13 protein-coding genes are annotated in these 12,810 nt (G+C 31.1%); 8 read left to right on the top strand and 5 right to left on the bottom strand.

Annotated features, from left to right (window positions below; translation table 11 throughout):
• Positions 1 to 2: 2 nt before the first annotated feature.
• The 3 genes from ACZ0AH_RS06935 to ACZ0AH_RS06925 all read right to left on the bottom strand — a co-directional run bounded on the left by ACZ0AH_RS06935 (position 3) and on the right by ACZ0AH_RS06925 (position 3,122).
• Positions 3 to 1,445 carry an ATP-binding protein gene (locus ACZ0AH_RS06935; protein WP_463475087.1) on the bottom strand — a complete coding sequence of 481 codons (1,443 nt, stop codon included), beginning with the start codon at positions 1,443 to 1,445 and terminating at the stop codon, positions 3 to 5.
• Positions 1,446 to 1,544: 99 nt separating this feature from the next.
• Positions 1,545 to 1,928, bottom strand: a complete 384-nt coding sequence (locus ACZ0AH_RS06930) for a response regulator (protein ID WP_463475086.1) — start codon at positions 1,926 to 1,928, stop codon at positions 1,545 to 1,547.
• A gap of 510 nt (positions 1,929 to 2,438) precedes the next feature.
• The gene (locus ACZ0AH_RS06925; RefSeq protein ID WP_463475085.1) at positions 2,439 to 3,122 is read right to left on the bottom strand and encodes a S24 family peptidase; all 684 of its coding nucleotides are present in this window, start codon (positions 3,120 to 3,122) and stop codon (positions 2,439 to 2,441) included.
• Positions 3,123 to 3,330: 208 nt separating this feature from the next.
• On the opposite strand from ACZ0AH_RS06925, the gene ACZ0AH_RS06920 reads away from it, so the two are divergent.
• From ACZ0AH_RS06920 to ACZ0AH_RS06890, 7 genes are all read left to right on the top strand, one after another.
• Entirely contained in the window at positions 3,331 to 3,465 is a 135-nt protein-coding gene (locus ACZ0AH_RS06920; protein WP_463475084.1) for a hypothetical protein, read from the top strand.
• Positions 3,462 to 3,737: a hypothetical protein gene (locus tag ACZ0AH_RS06915; protein ID WP_463475083.1), complete on the top strand. Its 276-nt coding sequence runs from the start codon at positions 3,462 to 3,464 to the stop codon at positions 3,735 to 3,737. The genes ACZ0AH_RS06920 and ACZ0AH_RS06915 overlap by 4 nt, the downstream gene beginning before the upstream one ends.
• Positions 3,738 to 3,762: 25 nt before the next feature.
• Entirely contained in the window at positions 3,763 to 4,479 is a 717-nt protein-coding gene (locus ACZ0AH_RS06910; RefSeq protein ID WP_463475082.1) for a DUF3164 family protein, read from the top strand.
• Positions 4,480 to 4,601: 122 nt separating this feature from the next.
• On the top strand, positions 4,602 to 4,802 hold the full coding sequence (locus ACZ0AH_RS06905; RefSeq protein WP_463475081.1) for a hypothetical protein: 201 nt from the start codon (positions 4,602 to 4,604) through the stop codon (positions 4,800 to 4,802).
• A gap of 184 nt (positions 4,803 to 4,986) precedes the next feature.
• On the top strand, positions 4,987 to 5,220 hold the full coding sequence (locus ACZ0AH_RS06900) for a hypothetical protein (RefSeq protein ID WP_463475080.1): 234 nt from the start codon (positions 4,987 to 4,989) through the stop codon (positions 5,218 to 5,220).
• A 365-nt stretch (positions 5,221 to 5,585) separates the two neighbouring features.
• A complete protein-coding gene (locus ACZ0AH_RS06895) occupies positions 5,586 to 6,158 on the top strand; it encodes a phospholipid scramblase-related protein (protein WP_463475079.1) in 573 nt (190 codons plus the stop codon).
• Between the two features lie 247 nt (positions 6,159 to 6,405).
• On the top strand, positions 6,406 to 8,790 hold the full coding sequence (locus tag ACZ0AH_RS06890; protein WP_463475078.1) for a mechanosensitive ion channel family protein: 2,385 nt from the start codon (positions 6,406 to 6,408) through the stop codon (positions 8,788 to 8,790).
• A 43-nt stretch (positions 8,791 to 8,833) separates the two neighbouring features.
• Here ACZ0AH_RS06890 and ACZ0AH_RS06885 read toward each other — a convergent pair whose 3' ends face one another.
• Complete coding sequence (locus ACZ0AH_RS06885; RefSeq protein WP_463475077.1) at positions 8,834 to 9,316, bottom strand: hypothetical protein; 483 nt, start codon at positions 9,314 to 9,316, stop codon at positions 8,834 to 8,836.
• 46 nt (positions 9,317 to 9,362) lie between these two features.
• Positions 9,363 to 9,983, bottom strand: a complete 621-nt coding sequence (locus ACZ0AH_RS06880; protein ID WP_463475076.1) for an outer membrane beta-barrel protein — start codon at positions 9,981 to 9,983, stop codon at positions 9,363 to 9,365.
• Positions 9,984 to 10,590: 607 nt separating this feature from the next.
• On the opposite strand from ACZ0AH_RS06880, the gene ACZ0AH_RS06875 reads away from it, so the two are divergent.
• Positions 10,591 to 12,804 carry a tetratricopeptide repeat-containing sensor histidine kinase gene (locus ACZ0AH_RS06875; RefSeq protein WP_463475075.1) on the top strand — a complete coding sequence of 738 codons (2,214 nt, stop codon included), beginning with the start codon at positions 10,591 to 10,593 and terminating at the stop codon, positions 12,802 to 12,804.
• Positions 12,805 to 12,810: the final 6 nt, after the last annotated feature.

Raw genomic sequence — 12,810 nt, 5'->3', positions numbered from 1 at the left:
TCTTAACTATTTCTCCATGTAAAAATGAATTCGGCGCCTTTGCCCAATTCAGATTTAACAATTATACTTTCATCCCGGTCATCAATTATTTTTTTTACAATTGCCAGTCCAACTCCCGTACTTTCCTGTTCGTTTTGTTCGCGAAGTGTCTGAAATATTTCAAATATCTTTTGATGGTATTCAACTGCGATTCCGATTCCGGTATCTTTTACAGAAAACTCATAAAATGACGGGAATGTTCTACAGCTAATCTGAATTATGCCATTCCCGACTGGTGTATATTTTACGGCATTGCTGATTAAATTGGCAAAAACCTGTTCGAGTTTTATACGTTCTGTATATAAATCCGGAAGATTGCCAATTTCCAATCTGAAGTTCCGGGGAACAATTGAATCTGCAATTTCGCGAACCAATGCGTTTGTATTAATATTTTCCGGAGAAGCCTTCAGATTCAATCTCGCATAATCCAATAAACCATTTATAAGGGCTTCCATTCGCCTGGTTTTTTGCGGAATAATCGCAAGATATTTTTTTAGCTGTGGCGAAAGTTCGTCTTCATGATCTTCTTCAATCCAGCTTACTACATTATGAATGCCTCGTATTGGCGCTTTAAGATCGTGCGAAACCACATAAGCAAACTTGTTTAATTCGTCATTTCTATTCTTGAGTTCATGAATGTTTTTATCTAATTTGCTCGACATGGTGTTAAGCGAAACTGTTAATGCTGTGAGTTCATCATTACGGGTATCTTTTACTTTTGTGAAATTTCCTTTCGAAATATTTTCGGCCAGACGCACCATAGATGTAATTCTTCTGTTGGTAATGAACATAATAAATATCGTACTCAAAACACCTACTATAACAGTCATTGTGAGAAATATTGCCGAAAAAGTACGTGCGTATTTCAAAGAGGTAAGCAAGGCATCAGTATGGTGTTTTCGCATTTTATACTCGATTCTGTCAAACCTTAAAAATTTGCTGGCTATTTCATCATTGATTTTTTTTCCAACATGCTTTTTCAAAGAATTTTCAAAAAGATTCTGATACAATCGAGGTTTATCTTTTCTTGTTTTTATTAATTCTTCTGAATATTTAAGCCAATTGCTGTGAAGTATATTAATAGAATCTAAAATGGATCGCTGTACATTATCATCGCCAATTCGGATTTGCTCCTCTTTGATTAAAATCGGAACATAATTGATTCCTTTAAAATAAGAAGCCAGAAAAGTATGGTCGTCTGTAAGGAGATAACCCCGAAAAGCGCTCTGCATTTCGATAATTGCTTTATGGGTTTTATTAGAATTACGGATAATTTCTTCGGATCTGGCAAGAAACTGTGTATTGCGATATACCTTATTCGACAACATATAATTTGTATATGAGTCTGCAACAGACAACAATATTACCAAAGTAAATGCTACAAGTATTTGAGTAGATAATTTCATTTACTTAAATTAAACATCCATTTCATATTGCGTAATTATATTTATAAAAAATCTTTTCGGATAATAGATAAATCTGAAAAATTATAGCCCGCAATACATTTAATATGCAAAAGTATATTGACTTAAAATTTTCTTTAAGTCATTAAAGTTATTTGGTTTTGAAATAAAATCCTGCGCACCATGAGCTTTTGCTTCGCGAATGATATCGTCGAGCTGTGAAGTCGAAAAAATAATAACAGGAATCTCTTTCAATTTATCCTCTTTTTTAATTTCTGTTAAAAATTCAAGTCCTGACATAATGGGCATATTTAAATCAAGAAAAATAACATCGGGTTCAATTTCTCTTTTCATCAGTTTACGCAAGGCTTCGACCGGATTATAAATGGCCGTATAAGCAGCTGTAGAAACAGCTTCTAATGCTTCCATAAATAATTCGCAATCATCAGAATCATCATCAATTTGTAGTATATTCTTAAAAGTCATTTTGCTTATTTTATAATTCTTCGGTGCTTAAATGATAATTTCCCAGTTTAAAACTTCTCATAATCAATTCTTTAAGGAATCTTGACTTTACAAGGATATTTTATTAAATAATTTAAAGACTAATAGTTTTAAAAAATAGACTTTAATGTCACTATCAAATATACCATTTTAATTAGTAACATATTAGAAATTCAAATTGAAATTCACATATCAAAAGAACAAAAAATCATTATTATTGTCAAATACCAATCAAATAAGCAATAACAATTAAAAATTACAAAAAACCTGAGCGTTCCGTGCGCCAGCAAATATTATGTTTTATAATTTTTAGTTTCTTATATAATATTCGGCAAAATTTATAAAATTCACATGTGGATTTGCATTTTGGTTTTGAAATATTTTCAGATTAAACAGTATTTGAATTATGGAATACTTGAATAAAGGAGCTTTATAAAAACATAAACCCCCGATAATTCAGGGGTTATGTTAGATTTTTTAAATCAAATAAATTTACATCATAGTATTGATACGAATACTTGCTTTGATAAGTGCCAAAGCAGAAATTTTTGAGATATGAATATCTTTTGGCTGGTGATGTGAATTCTGACTTACGAGTTTTACAAATTCTTTGCCCTGATCTGATTTCTGCACATATTTTACTGTAATATATTCTTCCCAGTCATTCAATTTTACACTTAGCAGATACATTTCTCCAAAAAAGATATTTTCAAATTCTGTTTCCTTATACAAAATTATATCTCCGGATTTAAGCAACGGATACATACTATCTCCGGTTACAGAAATTGCCCCGTCGCATTTTGGCAGGTTTGGAATTTTAATGGTATCCAGAATTCTTTGCGGTTTTCCGCTGCTAAATAATTCTTTTAAGCCGGCAACAGCTTCTAAATCGTATAATGGTATTTCCTGGCTTAAATGCAGGGAGTCCATCGTTTTTCGGTCATTATTCATAATAACAATATCAGTTGTGTTTTCTTTTAACATTGGTCCGTTTCCCGTCAGTAACCACTCGGAATTAACCTCTGGATAATAGTTTAATATTTTACACGCCTTGTCCGTACCCATATTACTGCTATTATCTAAAAACTTATTAGAAAACCCTAAATCATTACAGAACTTATACTTCGTAATCCCTTTATAATCAAGGTATTCTTTCATTCTTTCTGTTGAACCCATAAGAAGATGTAATTTTTTACGTTAATTATTTGTTTTGATGTATTATTTTACATTATATTTGCAAAGTAAAGAAATAAAAGCAACAAAGTCAAATATTTCGACACAAAATTCAATGTAGTAATATATTAACCTAAAAACAGGTAAAAATAACTACAAACTGAGAAGACACATTAAAACAAAAACCACATATTAATCCTAATCATATAAAATGAAAACTGATCAAATTGAAGAAAAAATCCGGGAACTGGAAAACTGGCTGATTGAAAATCCAAACAGTGCCGAAAGAAATTTAATAGAGTCTGATATAAAAAATTTAAGAACCATTTTAGAAAAGAAATCATGAGTAAAAAACAAATCGAAGAACGCATTGCCTTATTATATTTTGCATTGCAATTTTGTTCTGAAAAAACAAGAACATTCACAGCAGGAGAAAGAATCTGCATTAATCAGGAACGTTTTCAATGGATGCACATTCTGGAGGACGAAACGGCTTCACCAAGACCGGTTTCATCAATAATCGAAAACAAAATAAAAGAGGTTTCAAGACTTGCACTTTTGCTGAATTTTAAACCTTATTACGAAGATCCATTAAAAGAATTAACCGAAGTAGCCTAATAAAAACTTTAAAACCACAAAAATTATGAACGCAACAGTTACAAATATCCACCCAAAAACTATTGATTTATCTCAATTTTCGGCACAACAATTAAAAGAAGCGCTGACGCGAATAGAAAATAAAAAAAATGAAGAAAGAGATGCGTACAAAAAACTTGTAGCAGAAACAATTCCGAAAGCACTTTTAAAACTGCACAAAACTTCTGAAATGATTAGTAATGTAAAGACCGAAACATTTCAGCTTTTTGAAACTATCCTGGATTTAAAAAATCAGGTTTATGGTTTTAAAGAGAAACAAATGTCGCACACTTTTTCTAATGAAAAGGAAGAAATTACAATTGGATATCGCATTAATGAAGGTTGGGATGATACTGTAACTATTGGAATTGAAAAAGTTCAGAATTATATTGCATCGCTTTCTACAAGCAAAGAAACGGCTTCGCTGGTTAAAATTGTTTTTAATCTTCTTAAAAAAGATGCAAAAGGAAACCTAAAAGGCTCAAGAGTTCTGGAATTGCAAAAACTAACCAAGGAATTCAACAATGAAGAGTTTACTGATGGTGTCGAAATTATTGCTTCATCTTTTAAACCTGTACGCTCGAGCTGGTTTATTGAAGCTTGTTTGATTAATGAAAACGGAACCAAAACTAATATTCCGTTATCGATGTCATCAGTTGATTTTTTACACGGATATGCTTTTAATTTCTTTAACCAGCAAAATGAACAGATACATGCAGCCTAATAATGACATTTACGCATCGGTGCTTTTGGCTATTTTGCTAATTGCTACCAATTTAAAGCCAATTATTATATTTCAGGAATGGCTTAATTTTAAAATAAACACAACCTTTAAACAGTACAAAAATGAGCGTAAGAATAAAACCAATAACGGATCATGAAAGTTATGAAGTAAACGATCATAAGGTATTTAAGGATACGCTTGGAAACTGGAATTGCCAGAATGATTTATCATCAAAGGAGCGCCAGGCTTTTAATCAATATGAAAATATTGTTATTAAAAATCCAAGATTTAAAAAGCATACCCAAGCTACTTACAAAGGTTAATTCACTTTCAGAACATCAGCTCATAAACATACAGATCCCGATGGTTCCTGTTTTATTCGATTAATAACAGGAACCAGAAAACGGGCATTTTTTGCCTCGTCTAAATAACATTATACTATTTAAAAAACATACTTTTTTCCTCTTTTCCATCTTTATTTATCCATCATATTTATCCCATATCATCATGTCTATATCAACCAACAGAAGCCTCGGAGTTCAAAAAAATAAATTATTACGTTATAAACTTATCAAAGATTTATATCAAAAACATAAAACAGAAGACATTCCTACAACGGTTGTCTGGCGCAAATATGTATATCCTGTTTATCCAATATCACGAACAACTTTGTATGAAATTCTTTGTACATCTGTAACTTCGGAACTTAAAAAAATCGAAGAGCAAATGATTAAATCTTAGAAGAAGATTTAACTCCATAATTTATTAATCATCAACATTATTATTTAGGAATATGGTATTCCATTTTGATTCCATAAATCCTGTAAAAAAGCCTATAAACCTGAGTTTACAGGCTTTTTTATTCAAGGGTAAATACTATTGAATATTCAATCTTAAAGAGTAGCTGTTATTTTAATTTGATTAAACAAATTGTAATTATTTTCTTAAAATTAAAAGAATGTAATACAAAACTGAGCTGTTTTACTTGAAATTTTATTTTTATCTTTAAATAATCAGGTATTAATACTTAGTTCTTTTTTATGACATAATATCTACTTTTGAATGCCCCCTAATCCTTATTTTTAATAACATATTAGAACTAAATTATGATTTCAGATTTCTTTGAAACAAACAACTATTTTGTTGACAAAAAAAATAGTTTTCAGGAGCACTATAATGTATATAATGACAAGCGGGAACGCATTGGCAGAATTAAACAAAAACTGAGCATTGTTCAAAAAGTGCTGCGATTTACCATTACTAAAACATTGCTTCCTTTTTCGGTCGAAATTAGAAGTGCCAATGGCGGTTTAGAAGCTTTAATATCCAGAAAAGGTATTTTGCGCCCTGAAATTATAGTACAAGACGCTTCAGGAAAAAAAGTAGGTGCGATTAATCAGAAGTCCACTTTTTTTAAGCCTGAATTCAAAATTCTAAACGCATCAAATGAAGTTATTGCTGAAATATGTGATGTTTGGAAAAAATCTAATTTCATTATTAACGATTCTTTAGAAAACCAAATTGGCTCAATTGACCAAAAATGGACCGGATCTATGAAAAATGCTGTTAGATCTGCCAATAGCTATAATGTTAGCCTCATGAATAATTATTCGAATAATGAAGAAAAAATTGCGATTTTGTCTAGCGCAATTATTATAAATATGCTGTTTTTGAATTAGGACATCAGATAATTTATTCTAATAATCTATATAAAACCTGTAAGATCGCTGATTTTACAGGTTTTTTTATTCACAAATTTTCAAATTAAAAAAGCATATTTCATTATAAAAATAATACTACAAAATTATAATTGATGTAAATTTGCATTTGGATTCTTTAAAACGTGAAATCAGGAATCACTTTAAAAAATATCTTTACTTTAAATTTAATTCTTCATAATCGAAAGTATTATAAAAAAAATTAAATTTGGAATTCCCTAAATACGCTATTTACATTATGATTTTGCAAAGAAAATTTGGTTATCTGCTCCCTTTATTTTTGTCGCTTTTATTGGCGCAATTCAATTATTGCCAACAAACAAAACCGATAAAAAAAGAAAGTGCAGGAAGATTATTTAACGATACAACCGCAACCGACAGTGATTATTTAATGGCTATTGAAAAAGCCGGAGAGGTTATGGAATCTGCCTATAACGATACTGATTTTGACGGAAGTTCACATCATCTTTTTGGCGAAATTAAAAGAACGCAAAGCAAACTGGACTTAATTCTGGCCAGTTTAAAAGGGGCAAATCCTAATGTGCGTAATCAGCAAATGTATCGTATTGTTTTAAAAGAGATTCAACAAGAACTTGATGATCAAAACGTTGCTATTAATTCCCGAAACCTGAATCTTGAAAAAATTAAAAAAAGGGTTATTGATTTACGCAAAGACAAAACTTTAATAACTCTTTTAAGAGATACAATTCGCCGTAAACAATTCAAGAAAGAATTTGCGAATCTTAAATCGAGATATTTAAGCACAGATAGTCTGATGACCAAAAATCAGGGCATTTTAAATAATAAAAAACGATTAACGGTAGAAAGAAAAATTGCTGTCTCAAACGCGTTGCTTGCCGTAGAAGATAATCTGGAGAAATCCGGAATTAGCATGCTTAAAAAAGAATATCCTTCTTTATGGAGCATTAATGATTCTATCGCTCCAAAAACAGCCGATCATAATATTAAAGCAAAAGTACAAATTGAAGAAAGTGTTGCTGCTTATTATTTGAGTTACAGAGCGGGCGGATTAATCACTTTGCTCTTTTTTATGGGCCTTTTGGCGTGGTATATTTCGCGCAATATAAAGTACTTAAAAGATAATGGTCATTTTGAAAACCTTTCTCTTTTTAATTTCAAATATCTTAACAGAGGCGTAATATTACCTGTAATCGTAATTGGTCTTAATGTTGCCGTTGTGAGCAATTTGTATGCTCCGGCATTGTTTTTAGAATTTCTGCAGCTTATTTTATTGGGTGTTTTGACTTTTCTTTTCAAGGATAAATGGTCAAAAATTGCAATGCGCAACTGGATTATTCTTTTAGCACTATTCTTTGCGCTTTGTTTCATTGATTTGTTTGTTAGCGTAGGATTCCTGCAGCGTTGTGCTTTTATTGCGATAAATATTTTGGGTGTTTATTATGGTTTACGCCAAATAAAAAGCATAAAAGATCAGCTTTATATACAAGCTTTTTTTAAATGGGCGAATATTATTTTTATCGGATTTAATGGTTTAGCCATACTTTATAATCTTTTTGGAAGAGTTTCACTTTCAAACATGCTGAGTCTGACTGCTTTTATATCCCTTACGCAAATTGTTGCGCTTAGTGTATTATTAAAAATTATCTTAGAAGTTGTTCTTTTACAGATTTACACAACCCGAATTAAACGCGATATCGAAAAGATTTTTGATCACGAAAGTTTATCAGAGACCCTCAAAAAACCTTTCATAATCGTGATTAGTTATATGTGGCTGGTTGTTATTGCTTCTAACCTGAATATTTGGGAATCGCTTCGCAATTCTTTGAGTTCATTACTTACTCATCCTAATACTATTGGCAGCATTACTTTTACACTTGGTAATATTGCTCTGTTTTTTATTATCATCTGGATAGCGCATTTACTGCAAAATTATGTGGCATACTTTTTTGGAGAAATAGAGGATGAAAACGAAGAAAATATCAATAAAAGACAACATTCTAAATTACTTATAACACGATTAATTGTTTTAATTGTTGGATATCTTCTTGCTGTTACGGCTTCCGGAATGCCTCTGGACAAATTGAGTATTCTTTTAGGTGCTTTGGGAGTTGGTGTTGGACTTGGTCTGCAAAGTGTTGTAAACAATTTTGTTTCCGGAATTATTTTAATTTTTGATAAACCGATACAAATTGGAGATGTTATTGAAATTAGTTCCCAATCCGGCCGTGTAAAATCAATGGGGCTTCGTACTACTAAAATCAATGCGCCAAATGGTGCCGAAATCATTATTCCGAATGGGAATTTATTATCTCAAAATATTACAAACTGGACGTATACAGATAACTTTAAACTAGTAGAAATAACTTTTGAAGTTGAAGGAGATGTTTCGCCAAATGAGATTAATACGCTTGTAAATGAAACGCTTGAAAATCTTTCGTTAGTAAACAACGATAAAGCTTCGCAGATTTATTACAGTGCAATTTCCGACGGAAAATACAAACTGCTAATCAAATTCTGGTGCAGCATTTATCGTACAGAAGAAACGGTGAGTATGGCACGTCAGGAGCTTTTTAGTAATTTTAAAGCAAAAGGTTTAACTTTCTCTTCATAGAAAAATTAAAAAAAGCGATAACTATAAAATTATCGCTTTTTTATTATTTGCTGATTTTTGTTTTATCAATTTCGTCGATAAAAGGAATCGCATCCTGAATTTCGCTTCTTATTGCGACTTGCAAATATTGTTCTAACTGAATAAATTTGGCCGCATTTCGGGCACCAATTGCTTTTTTAGCCTTACCATAAGTTTTAGATAATAACTTATCTGAATCTATATTATTTTTCAGATTTGCTTCTGCTAATTCGGCAGCTTTTGCGTCATCGAGCGTTGCATAGCTATTTCCGTAATCATTTATTAATTGTATTTTTTTCTGGCTAAGCGCTTTTCTGTCAATTTCATATTGATCGTATACTTTTTGGAAAGCAGAAGCCTGTGGTTCTGATAAATTCATATATTCCCGTACCAAATCTGTTTTAGATTTTCCGTAAAGATCCTGAATAAGTGCAACTTCATCTTTTGTACTGGATTGAGCAAATAAATTTGTTGCTGTAAAAATCAGTAATAGAATTATTTTTTTCATGTTTTAATTTTTAGTTGAATAGAAAATTAATTTTAAAAGCTCTTGTTTATTTACTAAAATCATAACTTATAGAAGCACCCAAACCAAATTGATACGTTGACACATAATCTGTTACTCCAACTAACCCATAATAAGTCCAATAATAATCATCACCAACCGCAGCCGACATTGATTGTAAATACGCATGCAGATTAATTGATACCGGCGAATTGGTTTTTATTTTTACACCAGCTTTTATTTCCCAGGCAAAATAAGTTCCGTTCCCGCTTTGTGGAGTTTCAAGAATTGATACTCCTACACCAGCTCCCAGAAATGGCAATGCTTTTTGTGAACTCGATCCGAAATAATAATTATAATTTCCCAAAATATAATTTACCGCTCCTTTATCATCTCCAGCATTGATTTGGGCTCCTAATGGTCCGTAAAGTGGTAATTTTGTATCCAGTCTGTTATATTTTAATTCTACAGAACTATTTTCCATAAAAAAATATTCCAAACCTGCTCCGTATTCAAAGCCATCTTCTACATAACCATATGCATTATCATATTCTACTTTGTCTGAAAAGGTATAACCTCCATATAAATTAAGTAAAAATGATTTTGAGCTTTGGGCAGAAACTGCCAGCGAAAAGAAAAAAACAACAAATAATAAAGGATACTTTTTCATAATTTTAAGTTTTAATTGATTTGCAATAGGGTTTCAGAGTTACCGCATCAAGACATCAATAATTTGTTTGTATTGATGTCTATAATATTGAATTCTCTTTTTAATTCCCTCAAAACTATAAATTATAGCATTTATAAGCCGAAACTATTGACGCTTAATGGTTTCAAATTATAATTTGAAACCAAAACTATAGTTCAAAAACTAAAAAAGTCCTCAAACAGCAGCAGTTTAAGGACTTTAATCTTTGGCCCAAACATTTACTATAATTTTATTCAGGCTGATGGATAGTAAATCCTTTTGAGACAATTGTATGCATCGCGCAACTTGACAATCGCATTCTTTTATCGGATAATACCAATAAAAAAATACGAATTATTAAACTCAACAAATCTTCCATTATCGAATATAATTAAAACTAAAAAGGGAAATATTTAATTAATATTTCCCTTTTTTTTGGCAATAAAAAATATCACAATTAAGTTCAAAAATTTAATTTAAATCACCTTTTTTTAATCGTTTTATAGTACTTTTAAGCCTTCATTCTTTTTCGCTTTAATCTTATAAATCCCAAATTTACAAGACTTTAACTATTTCTTAATTTTAATATTTGAGTACGAAACTAAATTTTATGGCAATCTGTTTTAAAAGGCTTCATGTCTTAATGTTCTTTTTTTTATCATTTATTCTGCAGGCGCAGATTGAAAATAAAAAGAAGTCTTTTGTTTCCCGAAATCCAAGTGAAATTCGGGACGAGAAAACCATTGCCGCGCTTTATGCTTTATACAACAAAGGCGACGAAAAAAAAGCATATTCAAAAGCACATTCTATTCTTGAATCGACCAAAAATAATCGCTCTAAGGCTTGCGCCGATTTATTATTGGCTTATTATTTTAATAAAAGGGCCGTGATAGATTCTTCGATTTATTATACCAATCAGGCGCTAAAGTTTAATACTGTTGTAAATGATTCCCTAAAAAACCGACTTTTTTCGTTGGGTTATAATTTACTTGCTACCAATTATAAAAAAAGAGGATTATTACAAGAAAGTAAAAAATGGCATCTTAAAGGCATTGAAGTTTCTCAGAAATACAACGAAAAAAACCTTTTTTATACGCATACTCATGGCTTAGCCTTAATTTATAGTGAATTGGGCGATTACAAAAATGCTTTGAAACTTTTTAAACAATGCCTGGAATACAAGGAAGATCCTGAAATTATTTACGGAAGTTACATCAATATTGGAGATATTTATTCGACAGAAAAAGAATATGATCTTTCTAATCAATATCTTAATAAGGCAAATATTTTATGTCAGCAGCAAAATAACAGCAATTGCAGGGCGATAATTGCCATTAGTCTGGCGGGAAATTTTGAAGCGCAAAACAAAAAAGGAGAAGCTTTAAAACTTTATAACGATGCCATAAAAATAGCGGATGCAAACGAATACAATCAAATTGCATTGATTGCGAGACTGAGTACGGGGAAAATATATTTTGAACTCCAAAAATACGATACTGCAAAAAGTATTTATTTATCTGGTCTTGAAGATGCTTTAAAATTAGGATTATTGCAGGAACAAAGTGTTATTTTTAAAGCACTTAAAGAAATTTCTATCGCTCAGGATGATTATAAAAATGCTTATAATTATACCAATAAATATTATCAAATAGAAGATTCTATTACGCATTTACAAAATCGAAAAGAAATCAACGAACTCGAAATAAAGTATAAAACAGCTCAAAAAGAAAAAGAAATTGAAGTTTTGCAATTTGAAAATGCTGCTAAAAAACTAACGCTGGAAAACCAAACCGAAGCCATAAAAAACATGCGCCTTCAGGAGGAAATTTCAAAGAAGATAAACGAAAACACGATCTTATTTTTTCAGAATTCATCTGATAAAAAACGAAACGAGATTTCTTTGCTTAAAAAAGATCAGCAACTAAAAGCATTGGAAATCAATCAGCAAAAGAAAACCAAATTGTTTACCATTATTGCGTTTTTGATTCTTCTGATTCCAATTTTCGGGCTTTTATTTCAATATTATAAACGTTTAAAAGCGCAGCGGTTATTAAATACCAAACAAGCCGAAATTAGTTCTCAAAAAATTGATGGCATTTTGAAAGAACAGGAATTAAAAATGATTAAAGCCTCGATTAGCGGGCAAGATAAGGAACGTGAACGTATTTCGCAGGAATTACACGATAGTATTGGCGGAAATCTGGCGGCTATAAAACTTCAATTAAATCATCTTTCCGACGGTCAATTTTCTAATATGGAGAAGATTAACCTGCAATTGGATGAAACGTATCAGCAAGTCCGAAACTTATCTCATACTTTGATTCCGAAGAAATTTAGTCACAATAAATTCTGCGAAGTTTTAGAATCTTATCTGAATAATATAAGTGCTGCGAGCAAGCTGAAAATTTCATTTCTTACTTTTCCGAAGAAAGATATTGATGCGATGAATGAAGACATTCAGGTTGAAGTTTTTAAGATTATCCAGGAATTATTAACCAATACGATCAAACACGCAAAAGCTTCTGAAATTGAGATACAACTTAATCTTATCAAAGATGATCTGAATGTTTTATTTGAGGATAACGGCATCGGATTTAATCCGGAAAATTATGCTAAAGGAATTGGTTTTATTAATTTAGAAGCGCGAATCAGCAAATTAAACGGAACTTTTCTGATTGATTCGAAACCAAAAAGAGGCACAATTGCCAATATTGAAATTCCGGTAGAATTGGGTTCAAATTCAAAAAGAAATCCTGTAAAAGGGATTCAGATAAAAAATCAACTCGATCCATTAAACAGTTAAACGGAA

Source organism: Flavobacterium sp. AC105 (genome assembly GCF_979258495.1).
The sequence above is the reverse complement of the archived record's forward strand: the minus strand, read 5'-3'. Positions and strand labels throughout refer to the sequence as shown.